The organism is Olsenella sp. HMSC062G07 (genome assembly GCF_001811895.1).
In the GTDB taxonomy this organism is placed as follows: Bacteria; Actinomycetota; Coriobacteriia; order Coriobacteriales; family Atopobiaceae; genus Olsenella_F; species Olsenella_F massiliensis.
The window spans coordinates 171,209-190,603 of record NZ_KV806944.1 but is presented as its reverse complement, the minus strand read 5'-3'; the positions used below and the strand labels follow the sequence as shown (position 1 = coordinate 190,603).

Annotated in this window: 24 protein-coding genes; all 24 read right to left on the bottom strand. The window is 65.0% G+C overall.

The features are described 5' to 3' along the window. Nucleotides 1-111 precede the first annotated feature (111 nt). Nucleotides 112-1,395 carry a preprotein translocase subunit SecY gene (gene secY, locus HMPREF2826_RS01585; RefSeq protein ID WP_058271084.1) on the bottom strand — a complete coding sequence of 428 codons (1,284 nt, stop codon included), beginning with the start codon at nt 1,393-1,395 and terminating at the stop codon, nt 112-114. Then, nucleotides 1,389-1,838 carry a 50S ribosomal protein L15 gene (rplO, locus tag HMPREF2826_RS01580; protein WP_070638603.1) on the bottom strand — a complete coding sequence of 150 codons (450 nt, stop codon included), beginning with the start codon at nt 1,836-1,838 and terminating at the stop codon, nt 1,389-1,391. The genes secY and rplO overlap by 7 nt, the downstream gene beginning before the upstream one ends. A gap of 11 nt (nt 1,839-1,849) precedes the next feature. Next, nucleotides 1,850-2,041, bottom strand: a complete 192-nt coding sequence (gene rpmD / locus HMPREF2826_RS01575) for a 50S ribosomal protein L30 (RefSeq protein ID WP_058271082.1) — start codon at nt 2,039-2,041, stop codon at nt 1,850-1,852. 3 nt (nt 2,042-2,044) lie between these two features. Continuing rightward, nucleotides 2,045-2,566 carry a 30S ribosomal protein S5 gene (gene rpsE, locus HMPREF2826_RS01570; protein WP_070638600.1) on the bottom strand — a complete coding sequence of 174 codons (522 nt, stop codon included), beginning with the start codon at nt 2,564-2,566 and terminating at the stop codon, nt 2,045-2,047. A gap of 10 nt (nt 2,567-2,576) precedes the next feature. Next, nucleotides 2,577-2,945: a 50S ribosomal protein L18 gene (gene rplR, locus HMPREF2826_RS01565; protein WP_070638597.1), complete on the bottom strand. Its 369-nt coding sequence runs from the start codon at nt 2,943-2,945 to the stop codon at nt 2,577-2,579. A 128-nt stretch (nt 2,946-3,073) separates the two neighbouring features. After that, nucleotides 3,074-3,610: a 50S ribosomal protein L6 gene (gene rplF / locus HMPREF2826_RS01560; protein ID WP_070638593.1), complete on the bottom strand. Its 537-nt coding sequence runs from the start codon at nt 3,608-3,610 to the stop codon at nt 3,074-3,076. A gap of 27 nt (nt 3,611-3,637) precedes the next feature. Further along, the gene (rpsH, locus tag HMPREF2826_RS01555) at nt 3,638-4,036 is read right to left on the bottom strand and encodes a 30S ribosomal protein S8 (RefSeq protein WP_058271078.1); all 399 of its coding nucleotides are present in this window, start codon (nt 4,034-4,036) and stop codon (nt 3,638-3,640) included. Between the two features lie 87 nt (nt 4,037-4,123). Further along, entirely contained in the window at nt 4,124-4,309 is a 186-nt protein-coding gene (locus HMPREF2826_RS01550; protein WP_058271077.1) for a type Z 30S ribosomal protein S14, read from the bottom strand. A gap of 71 nt (nt 4,310-4,380) precedes the next feature. Beyond that, on the bottom strand, nt 4,381-4,944 hold the full coding sequence (gene rplE / locus HMPREF2826_RS01545) for a 50S ribosomal protein L5 (protein ID WP_070638590.1): 564 nt from the start codon (nt 4,942-4,944) through the stop codon (nt 4,381-4,383). Nucleotides 4,945-5,470: 526 nt separating this feature from the next. Continuing rightward, nucleotides 5,471-10,528 carry an InlB B-repeat-containing protein gene (locus HMPREF2826_RS01540; protein WP_070638587.1) on the bottom strand — a complete coding sequence of 1,686 codons (5,058 nt, stop codon included), beginning with the start codon at nt 10,526-10,528 and terminating at the stop codon, nt 5,471-5,473. 233 nt (nt 10,529-10,761) lie between these two features. Then, on the bottom strand, nt 10,762-11,079 hold the full coding sequence (gene rplX / locus HMPREF2826_RS01535; protein WP_070638585.1) for a 50S ribosomal protein L24: 318 nt from the start codon (nt 11,077-11,079) through the stop codon (nt 10,762-10,764). Nucleotides 11,080-11,091: 12 nt separating this feature from the next. Further along, on the bottom strand, nt 11,092-11,460 hold the full coding sequence (gene rplN, locus HMPREF2826_RS01530; RefSeq protein WP_058271073.1) for a 50S ribosomal protein L14: 369 nt from the start codon (nt 11,458-11,460) through the stop codon (nt 11,092-11,094). Nucleotides 11,461-11,543: 83 nt separating this feature from the next. Further along, nucleotides 11,544-11,810 carry a 30S ribosomal protein S17 gene (rpsQ, locus tag HMPREF2826_RS01525; RefSeq protein ID WP_058271072.1) on the bottom strand — a complete coding sequence of 89 codons (267 nt, stop codon included), beginning with the start codon at nt 11,808-11,810 and terminating at the stop codon, nt 11,544-11,546. Nucleotides 11,811-11,829: 19 nt separating this feature from the next. Next, entirely contained in the window at nt 11,830-12,045 is a 216-nt protein-coding gene (gene rpmC / locus HMPREF2826_RS01520) for a 50S ribosomal protein L29 (protein WP_058271071.1), read from the bottom strand. Next, nucleotides 12,046-12,477 carry a 50S ribosomal protein L16 gene (gene rplP / locus HMPREF2826_RS01515; protein WP_058271070.1) on the bottom strand — a complete coding sequence of 144 codons (432 nt, stop codon included), beginning with the start codon at nt 12,475-12,477 and terminating at the stop codon, nt 12,046-12,048. Beyond that, the gene (rpsC, locus tag HMPREF2826_RS01510) at nt 12,477-13,196 is read right to left on the bottom strand and encodes a 30S ribosomal protein S3 (protein WP_058271069.1); all 720 of its coding nucleotides are present in this window, start codon (nt 13,194-13,196) and stop codon (nt 12,477-12,479) included. The genes rplP and rpsC overlap by 1 nt, the downstream gene beginning before the upstream one ends. Before the next feature lie 7 nt (nt 13,197-13,203). Beyond that, the gene (gene rplV / locus HMPREF2826_RS01505; RefSeq protein WP_070638582.1) at nt 13,204-13,566 is read right to left on the bottom strand and encodes a 50S ribosomal protein L22; all 363 of its coding nucleotides are present in this window, start codon (nt 13,564-13,566) and stop codon (nt 13,204-13,206) included. Between the two features lie 14 nt (nt 13,567-13,580). Next, a complete protein-coding gene (rpsS, locus tag HMPREF2826_RS01500) occupies nt 13,581-13,841 on the bottom strand; it encodes a 30S ribosomal protein S19 (protein WP_058271067.1) in 261 nt (86 codons plus the stop codon). Between the two features lie 26 nt (nt 13,842-13,867). Further along, a complete protein-coding gene (gene rplB, locus HMPREF2826_RS01495) occupies nt 13,868-14,701 on the bottom strand; it encodes a 50S ribosomal protein L2 (RefSeq protein ID WP_070638578.1) in 834 nt (277 codons plus the stop codon). Between the two features lie 142 nt (nt 14,702-14,843). Continuing rightward, on the bottom strand, nt 14,844-15,146 hold the full coding sequence (gene rplW, locus HMPREF2826_RS01490) for a 50S ribosomal protein L23 (protein ID WP_070638574.1): 303 nt from the start codon (nt 15,144-15,146) through the stop codon (nt 14,844-14,846). Beyond that, nucleotides 15,147-15,773 (bottom strand): 50S ribosomal protein L4, encoded by a 627-nt coding sequence (rplD, locus tag HMPREF2826_RS01485; RefSeq protein ID WP_070638571.1) that lies wholly within the window; start codon nt 15,771-15,773, stop codon nt 15,147-15,149. Between the two features lie 42 nt (nt 15,774-15,815). Then, a complete protein-coding gene (gene rplC / locus HMPREF2826_RS01480; RefSeq protein WP_070638568.1) occupies nt 15,816-16,436 on the bottom strand; it encodes a 50S ribosomal protein L3 in 621 nt (206 codons plus the stop codon). A 463-nt stretch (nt 16,437-16,899) separates the two neighbouring features. Next, on the bottom strand, nt 16,900-17,208 hold the full coding sequence (gene rpsJ / locus HMPREF2826_RS01475) for a 30S ribosomal protein S10 (RefSeq protein WP_058271288.1): 309 nt from the start codon (nt 17,206-17,208) through the stop codon (nt 16,900-16,902). 83 nt (nt 17,209-17,291) lie between these two features. Further along, entirely contained in the window at nt 17,292-19,388 is a 2,097-nt protein-coding gene (fusA, locus tag HMPREF2826_RS01470) for an elongation factor G (RefSeq protein WP_070638565.1), read from the bottom strand. Nucleotides 19,389-19,395: the final 7 nt, after the last annotated feature.

The window sequence follows — 19,395 nt, the reverse complement described above, 5'->3', positions numbered from 1 at the left end:
ATGCGGCGCTCCCTGGCGCGTCTGACGAGGCAGGGGCCGACGCACGCGGCGCCAACCCCTGCCTCCCCAGCTCTTGCGAATCATTCCCCGCCAGACGGCCCCAAGCGCGACCTAGACGAAGAATCCCTCGTAATTGTGCATCTTGAGCTGGGACTCAAGCTGCGAGATCGTGTCCATGGCCACACCGACCATAATGAGCACCGAGGTCCCGCCAAAGCTCTGGAGCAGGGTGTTGCCCGTGAGCGAGAACAGGATGGACGGGACGATCGCGAGCGCGGCCATGAAGAGCGCGCCGGGAAGCGTGATGTGGTCGAGCACGTTCTTGATGTACGCGATGGTCGCGCCGCCCGGGCGCACGCCCGGAATGAAGCCGCCAGCCTTCCTCAGCTGGTCGGCCGTCTCCTCCGGGTTGAACACCATGCTCGTGTAGAAGTACGCGAAGAACACGATGAGAAGCACGGAGAGGACCCAGTTGACCCACCCGCTGGAGAGCAGGGACGCAAAACCCTGAATCCAGGCGACGCTGGGGAAGAACACGGCCACCTGCGCCGGCAGGTACAGAAGCGCCGAGGCGAAGATGATGGGGACGACGCCCGCCGTGTTGACCTTGATCGGCAGGTAGGTTGACTGACCGCCCATCATGCGACGACCGATGACGCGCTTGGCGTACTGCACCGGAATGCGACGCTGGCCACGCTCGATGTACACGATCAGCGGGATGATGGCGACGATGACCAGCAGCGTGACAACCGTGATGATGGCCCCCAGGCCTGAGGTCGTCCACGCCTGCGTGAGGGTGGGTCCCAGGCCGGCCATGATGTTCACGAAGATGATCAGGGACATGCCGTTGCCGATGCCGCGCTGCGTGAGCACCTCGCCCATCCACATGATGATGATGGCGCCCGTGAGCAGCGTGGCGACGACGATGACGTTCTCAAGCGCCTCGGGCACGCCCGGCATGCCGGCGAAGTTGATGCCCTGTGACTTGAACAGGAAGAGATACCCGATGGCGTTGATCAGCGCGAGGAGGATCGTGACGTAGCGCGTGTACTGCGTGATCTTGCGCTGGCCCGACTCCCCCTCCTTGGCGAGCTCGCCCAGCGAGGGCACCACGGCCTGCATCATCTGCAAAATGATCTGCGCGGTGATGTACGGCATGATGCCCAGGCTGAACACCGAGACACGCGAGAGCCCGCCGCCCGAGAACAGGTTGAGCACCGCCAGGGCACCCCCGCCCGAGCTCAGGGCCGTCCCGACAGAGATCATCTGCTTGAACGGGATGCCCGGGGCAGGCAGGTAGGCGCCCAGACGATACAGGAGGAGGATCCCGATGGTGAACAGGATCTTCTTCCTGAGCTCGGGGATGCGAAACGCGTTGGCGATTCCCTTTAGCACGCCTCTTCGACCTTTCCTCCAGCGGCCTCGATCTTAGCCTTGGCGGACGCGGAGACCTTGTCCACCTTGACGGTCAGGGCCTTGGTGAGCTCGCCGTCACCCAGAACCTTGACGGGGATGTAGTCGTGCTTGATGACGCCCTTGGCCTTGAGGCTCTCGGCGTCAACGGTATCCCCGGCCTCATAGAGCTTCTCAAGGCGGGCGACGTTGACGGGGGCGTACTCGACGCGGTTGCGGTTCTTGAAGCCGGGGAGCTTGGGCAGGCGCATCGCGAGGGCGGTCTGGCCGCCCTCGAAGCCGGCGCCCTTGCCGCCGCCGGAGCGGGAGAGCTGGCCCTTGGAGCCACGGCCGGCCGTGGTGCCGAAGCCGGAGGAATTCCCGCGACCGATGCGCTTGCGGCTCTTGCGCGAGCCCTCGGCAGGACGAAGATCATTGAGCTGCATGTGGGTGACTCCTAGTTCTCTTCAACCTCAACAAGGTGCTTGACCTTGAAGATCATTCCACGGACGCTCGGGTTGTCAGGAAGGACCGAGACATCGCCGATCTTGCGAAGGCCCATGGCGCGGCAGGTGCGCGTCTGGTCCCTCTTGACGGACGCGACGGCACTGCGCACGAGCCTGACGGTGAGCTTCTTCTCGTCTGCCATGGCTTAGGCCTCCTTCCCGGTGAACATCTCGGAGACGGTCAGGCCGCGACGCGCGGCGGCCTCCTCGGGGGAGGTCAGGGACTTGAGGCCCTCGGCGGCAGCCTTGATGATGTTGAGGGCGTTGTCGGTGCCCAGCGACTTGGACAGCACGTTGGTGATGCCGGCAAGCTCAAAGAGCGGGCGGACGGGGCCGCCGGCAATGACGCCGGTGCCCTCGACGGCGGGCTTGATCAGGACGCGGCCCGCGCCATAGCAGCCCTCGACGGCGTGCGGGACGGAACCGCTCGCGGTGACGGGCACCTTGAACATGTTCTTCTTGGCGTCATCGACGCCCTTCTGGATGGCCAGAGGCACCTCGGCGGACTTGCCCATGCCGATGCCCACGTTGCCCTTGCCGTCGCCGACGACGACCAGGGCGAGCAGGGACATGCGACGACCGCCCTTGACGGTCTTGGACACTCGATGGATATAGACTACGCGCTCCTGAAGATCGGAGTCATTCTGGCGCTTACGATCACGTGGCATTCAAATCCTCCTAGAACTTCAGGCCCGCGGCACGGGCGCCATCAGCTAGAGCCTTCACACGGCCGTGATAGATGCGACCGGCGCGGTCAAAGACGACCTCGGAGATGCCCTTCTCGAGGGCGCGCTCACCGATGAGCTTGCCGACGAACTCCGCAGCCTCCTTGTTGGAGCCGATCTTGCCCAGGGCGCGGAACTCGGCGCTCAGCGTGGAGGCGGAGCAGATGATCCTGCCGTCAGTGTCATCGACGACCTGCGCGTAGATGTGCGCGTTGGTGCGATGCACGGTGAGGCGGGGACGCTCTGCGGTACCGAAGATCTTGGCGCGGACACGGCGCTGGCGGCGCTTGAGACCCGCTCTCTTTGCCTGGAACCTGTTCATTCCTTCTCCTTCACGATGCCATCACCTGACGGGGTGATGGTCTTTCCTATGTGGGGCCGCCGCCTGCGAAAGACGCCGCCGCGCAGGCGGCCCGGACGGTCGGCCGACCGCCGGGACGGCGCGCACTGCTACTTGGCGGCCTTGCCGAGCTTCCTGCGGATGTGCTCGCCGGCGTAGTGGATGCCCTTGCCCTTGTACGGCTCGGGCGGACGCTTGGCGCGCACCTCGGCGGCAACCTGGCCCACCTGCTCCTTGGAGATGCCCTTCACCGTGATGTGGGTATTGTCGGGCACCTCGAAGCTGATGCCCTCGGGGCAGGCGTAGATGACGGGGTGCGAGTAGCCCAGGGAGAGGTCCAGGTCCTTGCCCTTGAGGACGGCACGGTAGCCGACGCCCGCGAGCTCGAGCTTCTTCTCGAAGCCGTCGGACACGCCCGTGACCATGTTCTGGACGAGGGTGCGAACGAGGCCCTGCTGGGCATTGGACTGCTTGGTCTCGTCGTTGCGGGTGACGAGGATCTCCTCGCCCTTCTGCTCGACGGTGACGAGATCGGAGAACGTGCGGGTGAGCTCGCCCTTGGAGCCCTTGACGGTGACGGTGGCGCCATCGATGGTCACAGTGACCCCGGCAGGGACCGTGACAGGCTTCTTGCCAATTCGAGACATTGTCTCCTCCTTACTTCCTGTCGCGCCTTACCAGATGTAGCACATGACCTCGCCGCCGATGCCCTGCTTGCGGGCGTCGCGGTCGCACATCATGCCCCTGGAGGTGGAGATGACGGCAGTGCCCAGGCCGCCGAGGACGCGAGGCAGCTTGTCGGCAGAGGAGTAGATGCGCAGGCCGCACTTGGAGATGCGCTTGATGCCGCGGATGACGCGGGCGTTCTTCTTGCCGTACTTGAGCGTGATGTGCAGGGTCTTCTGAGGCGTGGTGTCCTCGACCTCATAGGACTGGATGTAGCCCTCCTCGCAGATGACGCGGGCGAGCTCGGCCAGGACCTTGCTCGAGGGCATGGAGACCTCGGGCTTGCCGGCGTTGTTTGCGTTGCGGATGCGCGTCAGCATGTCTGCGATGGGATCAGTAACCTTCATTGATTCCTTCTCCTTAGTTCGTGATGAAACTGTGCGTACGGTTCGTACTCGCCCGTGGCGAGAGCGCCTGTACGACAGAGCCCCGGCTTACCAGCTTGCCTTGCGGACGCCAGGAAGCTCGCCCTTGCTCGCGAGTTCGCGGAAGCACACGCGGCACAGGCCGAACTTGCGATAGACGGAGTGGGGACGCCCACAGCGCTGGCAGCGGTTCTGCTTGCGAGTTGAGTACTTCGGCTCACGCGACGCCTTGACGATCATCGATGTCTTAGCCACAAATCCTCCTCTTCGAGGGTAGACCCCGGTCCTGGCTCATGCCAGGTTGCCGAGGCGACAAACGACAGTAGTTAGTTCCGCTTGAACGGGAAGTGGAAGGCCTCGAGCAGCGCCCTGCCCTCCTCGTCCGTGGGGGCGGTGGTGACGATGGTGATGTCCATGCCGCGGGTGTGGTCGACCTTGTCAAAGTCGATCTCGGGGAAGATCAGCTGCTCGGTGACGCCCATGGAGAAGTTGCCGTGACCGTCGAACGACTTGGGGCTGATGCCGCGGAAGTCGCGAATCCGCGGGATGGCGGTGGCGATGAGGCGGTCGAGGAACTCGAACATGCGGTCGCCGCGCAGGGTCACCTTGGCACCGATGGGCTGACCGGCGCGCAGGTGGAAGGTGGCGATGGACTTGCGGGCGCGAGTCACGATGGGCTGCTGGCCGGTGATGGTGCGCAGGTCGGCGACGGCGCCCTCGATCGCCTTGGAGTCGGTGGCAGCCTCGCCGACGCCCATGTTGACGACGATCTTCTCGAACTTGGGAATCTGGTGGACGTTCTTGTAGCCAAACTTCTTCTGAAGCTGGTCGCGCACCTGGGAGACGTAGATCTCCTTAAGACGCGGGACATACGCGGTCTGGTCTGCCATGCGATCTCCTCACTCATGGTGGTGTTTAGCACGGGGTTGGCGCGGCGGCGCGGCGGCCGTCCGTTAGCCTCGTGCCCCCCGATTCGTGGCAAGCGAAGCGGGAGCCAGTGTCAGCCTGCGAGCTTTAGACAGCATGGTCCTAGAGTTCGCACGCAAGCCTATATGTTAGGCCTTTGCGGAAGTGGTCCCGGCTCAGGAAAAAACATCAGAACTTATTCACAACTGCTGGTTCGTCGCGGCGGGCCGGCGCCCTTGTAAGAAAATCAAGCGCCATGGGGGCGCCTCGCGTTCCCAGCCTTAGCCAAAACACGACAAAGATTACAGAATATCGGGTCTCAGGCAGGATATTTTGATATGTATGTCGTGTTTTGGCTAAGCGATCCGTATGCATGACATTGCATACGAAGGCTCCCCCGCAACTTCGTGCGGGGGAGCTCGCCGTCGTTCCTGATACGTGCCTCACGCTGGCGACTCGCACTGGCACCTCATGCGGGCGCTCCATGCCGCTGTCCCGCGCGGGCGGCGTCTAGCCCTTCCTGCGGCGCAGGACGATTGCGACGACGATGACGGCGACCGCCGCAAGGCCCAGGCCGACGCTGAGGCCCACGGGCAGTGAGTCGTCGTTCGTCTGGGGAGTTGCGCCCGTCGTGCCGCCGCCCTGAGGCGCCTGAGGCGTCAATCCCGGCTGGGCGTGATAGGCATTGTCAAACACCGCGCCGACGGAATCGTTGTTGATGCCCTCATAGAGTCTGGTCTTCGTGCCGTCGGCGTTGATCCTGTGCCAGAGGCGCCGGACCGCGAGGTTACCGTCCGCGCCCTTGGTGACCTCATAGCTCACCTGGTAAGCAGCGGCGTCATAGCTGTAACCGGCCGCGGAGCCGGCAAGCTCGCGAATCGTGTAGGCGTAGGTGCCCTCCCTGGCAAAGGTGATGGCACCAAACTCAACGCCATACTCATACGCATCGCCCGTGACGCTGACGGTGACGGTCTTGGAGCCGCCCTCGCTGCCGGCGGGCATGGGGTTGCCGGGGTCGTCCGCCGAAAGCACGAAGCTGAAGGTGGCGGGGGCGGCGGGTCGGTCGCCCGAGACGCGCTTCAGGACCGTGGGGTCACCATAGGCAGGCGTCGGCGGCGTCGCCTTGGCCTTGGTGTTCGCGAGCGTGAAGCCCGACGCCATAGTGCCCGTGGCCGCAGCGGCGCTAAAGCCCGCGACCTCGCCCAGCTCGGCAACGGAGTAGGAGATCTCCCTGCCGTCACGATACGTCGGCACGCCCGAGAAGGTCGCGGTCCAGCCGTTGTCGGCACTGAGCGTCACGGTGGCGCCCTCGACCGCCTCCGCGCCGTCCATGAGCTGAGCCTTCACCGCGCTGCCCGAAGGTGCCGCCATGGGAGAGCCGCCCTCGTCGAGCCAGACCTTCCTGACGGTGATGTCGCGCGTCGCCGCCTTTACCTTGAGCGTCGCGCGAATGCTGGTGTCGCCCGCCGGGGCGACGGCATCCCTGCCGAACGCCCACTGGGCCGCGCCCCACGTGAACGCGAACGCCTTGCTCGTGCCTGCCGTCGACGTCGCGACGGCATCAAAGTGCCCCGTCACCGTGCCCGTCGCCGTGAGCAGCGTTCCTGCCGCAGCCGTCAGAGGTACCCCGACGCCGGGGATCGTGAGCTTCATCCATCCCGTGTCACCCGTGTTCGTGGCAGCCCCCGCGGCGTTGACGACGCCCTGGAGGTCGGCGTACGTCCTGATGGAGCCAGGGTCAGAGAGCTCAAAGCCCACCGTGACCCTGTTGCCGTCCACCTTGACGGAGGAGACCTTGAAGCCGTCGCCAAAGCCGGTCGTGGTCACCTTGGAGGTGTCGCCGTCAAGCCCCGCCGGCAGCGTGAGCCCCTCGGGCACGTCAATCGTGGCCGTGAAGCCAAACGAGCCGAGGTCGAGCGCGATCTTGCTGGGTTCGACGCCGGGATACAGGGCCTCGATCTGGGTCATCTGCGCCTGAATCGCCGTGACCTTCACCGCGCCGGTGAGGTCGACCGTCGAGCCCTGCACGGCCTCGTACGCCGCGTCGTTTTCCGTATCGGCGTCGATGAGCAGGTCGGCCGGAAGGTCCAAGGCGGTCACGACCTTGGCCAGGATGGTCTGCCGGACGACGGGAGAGCCCGCCGTGCCCTTGACGTCCATCCCGGATGCGGTCTGCGCGCCGCTCCAGGTGAAGTTGAAGGCCGCCTTCACGGCGTCGGAGCCTCTGCCCCGGGCCGTGAGTCTGCCGCTCACGTCGCTCGTGGCCGTGAACTCGCTGCCGTTGGGGGTGCCCGCCTTGAGCGTGAGCCCGCCAATCGAGACTCTCATGTCGCCGCCCATGCCCGCCGTGCTGGCGTCAGCAAGCAGCGTCGCGAGGTTGGTGTGCTGGTGCTTGAGACCCAGCGTGACGGTGACGGTCTGACCCGAGACCTGCGTGTCCGTGACCTCAAACAGGCCCCCTCCGCCCACGAGCGTCGCCGTGGGGTTGGCGGGTAGGGTGACCTCGGCGGGCAGGGTCAGCCTTGCCGTGATCGCGCCTTCCGTGCCCGTCAGCGCGACCTTGGACGGGTCGGCGACGTCCGCGGAGAACTGCTCCCTCATGGACCGAACCTTTGCCTTGACGTCCGCTAGGTCGATTGCCTGCGTGAGGCTGAACGTGGACGTGCCGTCCGCCACGGCGATCAGGTAGTCGTTCGTGGCGGCGGCGGAGGCCCCCCACAGGTCCACGCCCAGCGTCCCGGACGCGATGACGTCGATGACGGTGGGGTCCTCCTTCCACTTGAGGTAATACGTGGTGTCGGCCGTTATCTTGGGCTCCTGTGGCGAGACGACGATTCCCCCGCCCAGGTCAAGATCCTCAAAGCGGAGGGCTCCCGTGCCGTCTGGCGAGGTGTACCAGTTGTAGAACGTGCCGAGGCTGGGGTCGTTGACGTCCTCGATGACACTCCCGCGCTTCGTGGCGACGTCCGCCGTCAGCTTGAGGTCGTTATGGCTCAGTCCGCCCAAAAGGCCCCACAGGCCCTGGTCATAGCGCGCCTGGGCCCTAAGCTTGGCGACGTCGCCACCCGATGCGTCCTTGACGACGTCAAAGACCTCAGGATGCGTCTTGAACACGCTCGAGTCGGCGAACGTGCCGCCGTTCGCGCTAAACGATACGACGTAGTGGTTCTCGTCGAGCTGGGCGTACAGGTCTATCTGGGTGGTTGTGCCCGAGAAGCTCAGGGTCGCGCCGGGCGCCGTCGCGGCCCCCGAGCCGTCGGGCGCGGTGTTCCAGCCCCTGAAGGTCTTCCCGGCGACCTTGAAGTCGGGGTTCTTTGCCACGACGTCCTCAAAGCCCAGGGCGGTGGCTGTGGTCTCGCCCGCCCCGAGGGACTGGGTCCAGCTGGCGGCGCCCTGGTGATAGACGACCGAGCGAGACCCCCATGCGGCATAGACCTCGAGGTCGGACGTCACCTTGGTGGTCGCGTGGTCAAACGGGTGCTCCGCGCCGCCTGCGTCCTTGTAGAACCAGCCCTTGAACACCGTGCCGTCCGCGGCGGTGGCGACGCCCGGGTCGCTCGTGCCCCTCGTGAACCCCAGCGCGTACCCGCGCACGGTGGTCTGGACCTTGTCGGCGGAGCTGCCGTCCGCAAACGTCGCGCCGTCCTTGTTGAGCTTGAAGGTCACGGTGGCACCCGGCACCCACACGTGCTTTTGGCCGTCTGCCGTTGGGGTGCCCACCTCATAGCGGTAGGTGGACCCGTTCGCGTTGATGGGGGTTACCAGACTCACGCTTGGGTCCGCCAGCGTCAGCAGCGTCAACGGCTCATCCCCGTTTTCCGGCCCGTTCGTTGGGACCGTCTGCGCGACGCCGGCGTTCTTGATGAGGAAGGAGCCTCCCGTCACGACATAGTGACTGCCGTCGTTTGCGCCGCCGTTGTCCACCGTCGCGTCCTGCGCGGGCGTGTTGACCGCCGAGCTGCCCTTGAAGGTGAGAAGGCCAGGCGTGCCATCCGAGGTCTGCACGCCGTACGCGGGATACGTCACGAGCCCGCTCGTCTCGAAGGTGGAGTTCTCAAACGTGACGTTGCCGCCGTAGTTAAGGTTGAGCCCGCCGCCCCTGCTGTTGAGGATCTTGAGGGTGGAGTTTTGAATCGTCGTGTTGTTCGAATAGCTTTGGGTCGCGGCGTCGTAGGTCGACCCCACGGTCATGCGCCCGCCGTCCACGACGAGGGTCGAGCCGTTCCTGATGAGGCTCGGAGACGTGCCGACGAGGCCAAACCCCTGGTAATACAGGTCTCCCAGGAATGCCGCCCAGTTGCTCGTGGGCCACTTGCCCTTGGTGCTCAGGTATGACCTGTCCATGTAGAGGTTGTGCGGCGCGTTCCACGTCTGGATGTTGAAGCGCACGCCCTCGGTCACGAGCCTGGTGTTCTCGAGCCACAGCGGCGCGCCGTGCCCTCCCCAGGCGCCCTTGTCCGCGTCGTCGGACCTGCCCTTGACCGTGACGTCCGCGTTGACGAACTTGGATCCGCCGGCATAGTTCATCCCGCGCCCCTGTAGGTAACCTGCGCCCGTGACGGTCGAATCGGCCTTGATGACAAGCGCCGACCGGTCGCTTCCCTTGACGAGGCCCTTGTTGTTGAAGGCGTAGGCGTTGCCGTCAAGCACATAGTTGCCGTCGTTGAGCTCGCCGCCCTTGAGGATGGTGACGGCCGTCTGGCAGCCGTGCATCGTGAGGGTCTTGCCCGGCGCCACCGTAAGGTGAGAGCCGCTGTTCACGGTGATGCAGCTCGTGCCCGCCGCCGGCGTAGAGGTCGGCTGCCAGGTGGTGTCCTGCGCGATCTCGAGCGTGACCGGCTTCGTCGCGACCCCGACGGACAGGGGCCACTCCCCCGCCGCCTTGTCCAGGTTCGTGGCGATGATCCTGCCGTTGGCCGTCACGGCGGCAAACGCGGCGGCATAGGTCTTCTTTGGCGTCGTGGCGCTCTGGCCGTCATGCGAGTCGGACCCGTTGACGGGGTCCACGTAGATGACGCTGCCCGCGACGGGATCGTACTTGGCATAAAGCGTCATGTCCTCAGACCCCATGACGACGGGGTCCTTCACCGGCCGGGTGAGGGAGCTGTCGGCGTACCATCCCGCGAACGTCGAGCCGGCCTTGGTGGGGACATAGCTTGCAAGGTCAAGCGTCTTGCCCGTGGCGACGGACGTGGTGAGGGACAGCCCCTCGGGCAGCGTTCCCCCATTGAGCGCGAAGGTGAGCGTGGCAGACGCCGAGGCGGCCTCGTCGGGGTCACTGCCGCTCGCGGCACCTGGGTGCGCGTTCTGCGGCGAGGGCGCCGTCGGGGCGGTGTTCGCGTCCGTCTCGGGCGCGGCGGGGGCTGACGGCGCGGTCGCGGGGGCTGACGGCGCGGTCTGCGTTGTCGTCACGGCACCGGCGCCGCCGGATGCGGGCGTGGCGTCAGATGGGCCCTTCGTCAGGCCGGTGGCATAGGCCAGGCCGTCCGCCGGGATCATGGACGTGACGAGCGCAACGCAAAGCGCAAGGACGGCAAGGTGCCGTCTGAGGTTACGAGTGCATCTCATGGGGTGCGTCTCCTGGTTCGTGTTGAGGTGACTCGGCACATTCTTAACCAAAATTGAATTGTAGGGGCGGCGCTCCGCAAACGCAACTGGGCATCTGCCATGCCGCCGCGGCAGCGACGCATGCCATGGCGGCCCGACGAAAAACCCCGCCTCGTCTGAGGCGGGGTGTGCGGTGTCATGAGGCGTCATGTGGCGCCGGGGCTTCCCGGCACGAGGCTGCCGTCACGGGCTCCCTAGATCTCCTCGCCCGACTTCTTGGCGTAGCGAACCTTCTTGCCCGACTCGTCAAAGCGGTACCCCACGCGGGTGGGGGCGTCGGTCTTGGGGTCGATGAGGGCCACGTTCGAAGCGTCGATGGCGGCCTCCCTCTCGACGATCCCGCCGTTGTTGCCCATCTGATCGGCCTTCTGGGCCTTCTTGACCAGGGCGACGCCGCGAACGACGACCTTGCCCTCGGACGGGATGGCGCGAATGACCTCGCCGCGCTTGCCCTTGTCCTTGCCGGAGAGGACCTGAACCTGGTCGCCCTTCTTGATCTTCATCTTAGCCATGAGCTCACTCCCCTACAGCGTCTCGGGCGCGAGCGAGACGATCTTCATGTACTTGCGCTCGCGCAGCTCGCGAGCGACGGGCCCAAAGATGCGCGTGCCCTTGGGCTCGCCGTCCTTGTTGACCAGCACGCAGGCGTTCTGGTCGAACTTGATGTAGCTCCCGTCCTTGCGGCGGTGCTCCTTGACGGTGCGCACGATGACGCAACGGACGACGTCGCCCTTCTTGACCTGACCCGAGGGCGTCGCCTCCTGCACGGCGCACATGATGACGTCGCCGAGGCCAGCATAGCGACGCTTGGAGCCACCAAGGACCTTGATGCACTTCACGCGCTTGGCGCCGCTGTTGTCAGCGACGTTGAGCATGCTCTCCATCTGAATCATTGCAAATTCCTCCGTACGCTACCCTGAGCAGAGGTGCGGCCGCACGGGCGCCGCACATGGTGGGAAGCGGTTGATACGATCGTTTACTTGGCCTTCTCGACGATCTCGACGACACGCCAACGCTTGGTCTTGGACAGGGGCCGCGTCTCCATGACGCGGACGGTGTCGCCAAGGCCACACTCGTTCTTCTCGTCGTGGCAGTGGAGCTTCTTGCTGATCGTCATCATCTTGCCGTACTTGGGGTGATGCTTACGGTAGGTAATCTGCACCGCGATGGTCTTGTCGCCGGAAAGCGAGATGACCTCACCGGTGCGGACATGCCTTGCGTTCCTGCTTTCGGTATCTGCCATGTCTTATCTCTCCTGCGATCTACTTCTGGCTTGCGGACGCGTCCGCAGCAATCTGGCGTGCGCGCATCTCGGTCTGGACGCGGGCGATGTCACGCTTGACGATGCTCACGCGGGCGGTGTTGTCCAGCTGGCTGGTGGCCATCTGGAAGCGGAGGTTGAAGAGCTCCGCACGGCCGTCCTCGAGCTTCTGGGCGAGCTCGTCGTCGGAGAGCTCTTGGATGTCCTTGTACTTCATTTACTTTGCCTCCCCGTCCTGCTGCTCGGCGCGGGTGATGATCTTGGTCTTGATGGGAAGCTTGTGCTGCGCCAGGCGCAGGGCCTCCTTGGCGACGGCCTCTTCGACGCCGTCAAGTTCGAACATGACGCGACCGGGCTTGACGACGGCCACCCACTCCTCGGGGTTGCCCTTGCCGGAGCCCATGCGGGTCTCGGCGGGCTTCTTGGTGATGGGCTTGTCGGGGAAGATCGTGATCCAGACCCTGCCGCCACGCTTCATCTGACGCGTCATGGCGATACGGGCGGCCTCGATCTGGCGGTTGGTGATCCAGTGGGCCTCCAGGGCCTGAATGCCCCACGTGCCAAAGTGCAGCTCGGTGTTGCCCTTGGCCTTGCCCTTCATGGAGCCACGCTGAACCTTGCGGTGAAGGACGCGCTTGGGAGCCAGCATTAACGACCCCTCCTCTCGTTACGCCCGCGACGAGGACGGTTGACGCTGGTGCCCTCGAGCTCGGGGTGCAGGGCGGGCTGGCCGGGAAGCTGCTCTCCCTGGTAGATCCAAACCTTGACGCCCACGGCGCCCATGGTGGTGCGAGCGGTGGCCTGGCCAAAGCTGATCTTGGCGCGCAGGGTGTGCAGGGGCACACGACCCTCGCGGTACCACTCGCGGCGGCCCATCTCGGCGCCGTTCAGACGGCCGGAGCACTGGATGCGGATGCCCTGGGCGCCGGACTTGCGCGCGGACTGGACGGCCTTGCGCATGGCGCGGCGGAAGGCGATACGGCCCTCAAGCTGCTCGGCGATGGACTGGGCGGTGAGCTGGGCGTCGAGCTCGGGGCGCCTGACCTCGACGACGTCAACGTTGACGCCGCCCTTCTGCACGCCGCAGATCTTCTCGAGCTTGCCGCGCAGCGCGTCGATGTCTGCGCCCTTCTTGCCGATGACGATGCCGGGACGGGCGGTGTAGATGGTGATCTTCACCTTGTCGCCGGCGCGGTCGATCTCGACGCGCGACAGCGCCGCGTTGGCGAGCTGCTTGCTCAAAAACGAGCGAATCTCAAGGTCGTTACCAAGGTTCTTGGCGTAGTCCTTCTTATCGGCGTACCAACGGGAACGCCACTCCTCGGTGATGCCGAGACGAAAGCCGGTAGGCTGAACTTTCTGGCCCATGCTCTCCCTACGCCTCCTTTCCAGGTGCGACGACGACGGTGATGTGGCTGGTGCGCTTGTTGATGCGCGACGCGGAGCCCTTGGCGCGCGGGCGGATGCGCTTGAGCGTGGGGCCCTCGTCAACGTAGGCGCTCTTGACCACGAGGTTGCGGGCACGCAGGCCGTTGTTGTTCTCGGCGTTGGCGACGGCGGACTGCACGACCTTAGCGACCGGCTCGGCGGCGGCGCGGGTCGAGAACTGCAGGACCTCGAGCGCCTTCTCGACAGGAAGGTTGCGAATCAGACCGACGACCATGCGGACCTTGCGAGGAGCCATGCGCACATACTTGGCGGTGGCGCTGACCTCTTGCGCCGCGGTGTTCTTTGCCATTATCTACGCACCTCCTAACCCTGCTTGTGGCCACGGAAGGTGCGGGTCTGGGAGAACTCCCCCAGCTTGTGCCCCACCATGGACTCGGTGATGTACACGGGAACGTGCTTGCGGCCGTCGTGGACGGCGATCGTGTGGCCGACCATCTCGGGGAAGATGGTCGAGGCGCGCGACCAGGTCTTGATGACCTCCTTCTTGCCGGACTCGTTCATGGCGGCGACACGCGCGAGGAGGCGAGTCTCCACAAACGGACCCTTCTTGAGACTTCTGCTCATACTTTCGATCTCCTAAGGCTCGTGTGCTACTTGGAACGACGACGAATGATCAGACGGTTGCTGGCCTTCTTGGGGTCGCGCGTCTTCTTGCCCTTGGTCGGAATGCCCCAGGGGGTGACGGACGGACGGCCGGAGGTGTGGTTCTTGCCCTCGCCGCCGCCGTGCGGGTGGTCAACCGGGTTCATGACCGTGCCGCGGACCGTCGGGCGAACGCCCATCCAGCGCTTGCGGCCCGCCTTGCCGATCACGATGTTGGAATGCTCGGCGTTACCGACCTCGCCGATGGTGGCGCGGCAGGTGAGCAGCACGCGGCGCAGCTCGGAGGAGGGCATGCGCAGGACCGCGTAGCCGTTGTCCTTGCCCATGAGCTGCACGGAGGTGCCGGCGGCGCGGGCCATGGCCGCGCCCTTGCCGGGCTGGAACTCTACGGCGTGGACGAGCGTGCCCACGGGGATCTCCGAGAGGGGCATGGCGTTGCCCGGCTTGATATCGACGTCCTTGGTGCCCGACAGGACCTTGTCGCCCACGTGAAGGCCCTCGGGGGCGAGGATGTAGGCCTTGGCGCCATCGACGTAGTGAAGGAGCGCGATGCGCGCGGAGCGGTTGGGGTCGTACTCGATGGTGGCGACCTTGGCCGGGATGTTGTCCTTGTTGCGCTTGAAGTCGATCCTGCGGTACTTGCGCTTGGTGCCGCCGCCCTGATGACGGGTGGTGATGCGGCCGTTGTTGTTGCGACCGGCCTTCTTGTTGAGGGGCTCCAGGAGCGACTTCTCGGGCGTCGTGGAGGTGATCTCCTTGAAGTCGGAGATCGTCTGCCAGCGACGACCGGCGCTCGTGGGCTTGAGGTGCCTAACTGCCATTGCTTCTTTCCCTTTCTTCCGTTGGCCACCACACTCGGGACCAAGTGTGGTGACACCGGACTACCACGGTACCGCGCGTATCCATCATGCGCGGCATGCAAGCCCGCCTCGCGAGCGTCTGTCGCAAGACGGGCGGGTTGCCTTAGTCCTCGGCTGCCTGCGTGTTGGCGAAGATCTCGATCTGCTCACCATCGGCGATGGTGACGATGGCCTTCTTCCATGAGCGGGTCTTGCCGGCGACGTAGCGCACGCGCTTGGTCTTGGGCTTGACCCACATCGTGTTGACCTTCTTGACGTGGACGCCGAACAGCTTCTCGACGGCGTCCGCGATCTCCTCCTTGGGGGCGGAGCGGGCGACCTCGAAGCTGTACTTGTTCTGCGACATCTGGTCAAAGGAGCGCTCGGTGACGACCGGGCGAATGATGACCTCGTAAGCGGAGTTCATTTAAGCGAGCACCTCCTCGAGCTGCTTGGCGACGGCGGTGGTCATGACGAGCGCACCGTTGTCGAGGAGGTTGCGGGTGTTGGCCTCGGAGACGCCAAAGATGAGGACCTGGGGAAGGTTGCGGAACGAGAGGTAGGTGATAACGTCGTCATCGTCAAGGATGAGGGTCACGCGCGTGCTCTCGAGGCCCAGGGCCTTGAGGACAGCGGCCGCCTGCTTGGAGGAGGGCTCCTCGAACGAGAGGCCGTCGAGCAGGATGAGCTCGTCGTCAGCCACCTTGCCGGAGAGGACGGACCTCATGGCAAGCTTCCTCTCCTTCCTGTTGGTGCGCTTGGCGTGGCTGCGCGGGGTGGGGCCGAAGACGGTGCCGCCGCCGGTCCACTGGGGGGCGCGGATGGTGCCCTGACGCGCGCGGCCGGTGCCCTTCTGGCGCCACGGCTTGGCGCCGCCGCCGGACACGGCGGAGCGGTTCTTGGTGGAGTGGGTGCCCTGACGCAGGGACGCCTCGTAGGCGACGACGACCTGGTGCACCACGGGGATGTTCGGCTCGATGCCGAAGACGCTGTCAGCGAGCTCGGCGGTCTCGACCGCCTGCCCCTGCGCGTTCTTGACTTCAATCTTGGACATTGTGTCTCCCTTGCTAGCCTAAGGATCGGTACGTGCGAGGCCTTAGGCCATGCGGACCTGGACGAGGGCGTTCTTGCCGCCGGGGACGGCGCCCTTGACGAGCATGAGGTTCTGCTCGGCGTCAATGCGGACGAGCTTGAGGTTCTTGACGGTGACGCGCTCGTCGCCCATGTGCCCCGCCATGTGCAGGCCCTTGCGAACGCGGGCGGGATAGGCGCACTGGCCGATGGAGCCGGGCTTGCGCTGGTTGCGCGAGCCGTGGGTCATGGGGCCGCGGGCGAAGTTCCAGCGCTTGATGGTGCCCTGGAAGCCCTTGCCCTTGGAGGTGCCGATGACGTCGACGACCCTGACCTCGGCGAAGTCCGCGACGGTGACCTTGTCGCCCGTGGCGTGCTTCTCGCCGTCCTCGACGCGAACCTCGCGCAGGTAGCGCATGGGCTCGACGCCGTGGGCGTCAAAGTGGCCCTGCATCGGCTTGTTGACGTGCTTGGACGTGATGTCTCCGAAGCCAATCTGGACGGCGTCATAGCCGTCGGTTGCCCTCGTCTTCACCTGCGAGACCACGCAGGGGCCCGCCAGGATGACGGTCACGGGGACGACGTTGTCGTTTTCGTCCCACACCTGCGTCATCCCGATCTTGCGGCCAAGAATCGTGCTGACCATGCTTGTTCCTTACCCTCGGTGGTCATGGGACCTTCGCGTGCGCGTAGGGACAGCTCTTCCGTCCCTCCCCAGCGGACCACATCCTATGGTTGCCGCGCCGCTCAAGGCAGCCGGGCGAGCTCGGGCACTCGACACAGCTGTCCCCTCAAGAAACACAGCCTGACTAGTTTACACTTCGGATGCCGCGTTCACAATGTTTGCGCAGTAATTTTCTACCACTTCCGGCAATCGGGACGGACGCCGTTATCTTTGCCCCTTTACTTGAGGCTGCACTATTGTTTCCGCGCCCATCCCGGCTCGTGCCGCATCTTAGCCAGAACACGACCGATATATCAAAAAACGTCAAAACTACGGGCATTTCTGTAACAAACGTCGTGTTTTGGCTAAGGCACCCGCTCGACATGCAAGAGGCCCCCGACCGCGCGGCCGGGGGCCTCTCAGGATCGTGGGCAAACAACGAGACTTAGAGCTTGATCTCGATATCCACGCCCGCAGGCAAGTCAAGGCGCATCAGCGAGTCCACGGTGGACGAGCTGGGGTCCACGATGTCGATGAGACGCTTGTGGGTGCGCATCTCAAACTGCTCGCGGGAGTCCTTGTCCTTGTGGGGCGAGCGGATCACGGTGTAGACGTTGCGCCTGGTGGGCAGGGGAATGGGGCCGGCAACCCTGGCACCGGTCTTCTGGGCGGTGTCAACGATGAGCTTGGCCGACTGGTCCACGACCTCGTGGTCGTAGCCCTTGAGGCGAATCCTGATCTTCTGGTTAGGCACGGTACTTACCTCCATCATGAGCGTGAAGCTCCTTTGTGGGGGTCTTGTCCGCCGGCTAGGCGGACAAAACCCGGTTCTGCTTGCTAGTTGGCGCTTCCGCCGTTCTTGGAGACGATCTCCTCGCGAATGTTCTTGGGGACGGCCTCGTAGGAGTCAAACTGCATGGTGTAGCTCGCGCGACCCTGCGTCTGGGAGCGAAGGTCGGTGGCGTAGCCAAACATCTCGCCCAGGGGCACCTTGGCGCGGATGAGCTTGGTGTTGGAGCGGTCCTCCATGCCCTCAATCTTGCCGCGGCGGCCCGAGAGGTTGCCCATGACGTCGCCCATGTACTGCTCGGGCGTCTCGACCTCGACGCTCTCGATGGGTTCGAGCAGCACGGGGTCGGACTGCTGCAGGGCCTTCTTGATGGCCATGGACCCGGCGATCTTGAAGGCGGCCTCGGAGGAGTCAACCTCGTGGTAGGAGCCGTCAACGAGCGTGACCTTGATGTCCTGCGTGGGATAGCCCGCGATGACGCCAGACTGGAGCGCCTCCTGGATGCCCTTGTCCACCGAGGGGATGTACTCCTTGGGGATGGCGCCGCCCACGGTGGCGTCCACGAACTCGTAGCCAAAGCCGGGCTCCATAGGCTCCACGTCGATGATGGCGTCGCCGTACTGGCCGCGGCCGCCGGACTGGCGGACGAACTTGCCCTGGACGTGGCTCACGGCCTTGCCCGCCGTCTCGCGGTAGGCGACCTGCGGCTTGCCGACGTTGCACTCGACATGGAACTCGCGGCGCAGGCGGTCAACGATGATCTCGAGGTGAAGCTCGCCCATGCCGGCGATGATCGTCTGACCGGTCTCGTGGTCGGTGTGGACGCGGAAGGTGGGATCCTCCTCGGCCAGCTTGGCCAGGCCCACGGACATCTTCTCCTGCTCGGCCTTGCTCTTGGGCTCCACGGCCACGTCGATGACGGGGTCGGCAAAGTCGATGGACTCCAGGATGATGGGGTGCTTCTCGTCGCAGAGGGTGTCGCCGGTGGAGGTGTTCTTCATGCCGACGCAGGCGACGATGTCGCCGGCGGAGCACTCGTCGCGGTCAACGCGGTCGTTGGCGTTCATCTCGAGGATGCGGCCAAGGCGCTCGCGCCCGTCCTTGACGGAGTTGTAGACGTAGGAGCCCGCCTCCGCCTGGCCGGAGTACACGCGGATGTAGGTGAGCTTGCCGACGAAGGGGTCGGTCATGATCTTGAACGCCAGGGCGCTGAAGGGCTCCTTGGTGTCGGCGTGACGAACGTCCTCGGCGCCCTTGGGGGTCGTGCCGTGGATCTCCTGGATGTCCAGGGGGCTGGGCAGGTAGTCAACGACGGCGTCAAGGAGCTCCTGGATGCCCTTGTTCTTGTAGGCGGAGCCCACGAAGACGGGGTTGAGCTCGTTGGCGAGGACGCCCTTGCGGATGGCCGCCTTGACCTCGTCAACAGTGACCTCCTCGTCCATGAGAATCTTCTCCATGAGGTCGTCGTCAAAGTTGGAGACGGCGTCGAGCAGCTCCTCGCGCTTCTGCTGGGCAAGCTCGACGAACTCCTCGGGGATGGCGTCCATGACCTCGGGGTAGATCATGCCCTTGGCGTCCTCCTTGAAGTCCCACGCCTCCATGGTGACGAGGTCGATGAGGCCCCAGAAGTTGGACTCGGCGCCCATGGGGATCTGCGCCGCCACGGCGGCGGCGCCCAGGCGGTCCTTCATGGTCTCGATGGCATGGAAGAAGTCGGCGCCCACGCGGTCGAACTTGTTGATGAAGGCGATGCGGGGCACGCCGTAGTTGCCGGCCTGGCGCCAGACGGTCTCGGACTGGGGCTGCACGCCGGCGACGGCGTCAAAGACGGCGACGGCGCCGTCGAGGACGCGCAGGCAGCGCTCGACCTCGGCCGTGAAGTCAACGTGGCCCGGGGTGTCGATGATCTGGATGATGTGGTCCTTCCAGAAGCAGGTCGTCGCGGCGGACGTGATGGTCACGCCGCGCTCCTGCTCCTGGGCCATCCAGTCCATGGTGGCCGCACCGTCATGGACCTCACCGATCTTGTGGGTCTTGCCGGTGTAGTAGAGGATGCGCTCCGTCGTGGTGGTCTTGCCGGCGTCGATGTGGGCCATGATGCCGATGTTGCGGAGGTCCTCGAGCTTGTACTTAACCTTTGCCATGTGTTCG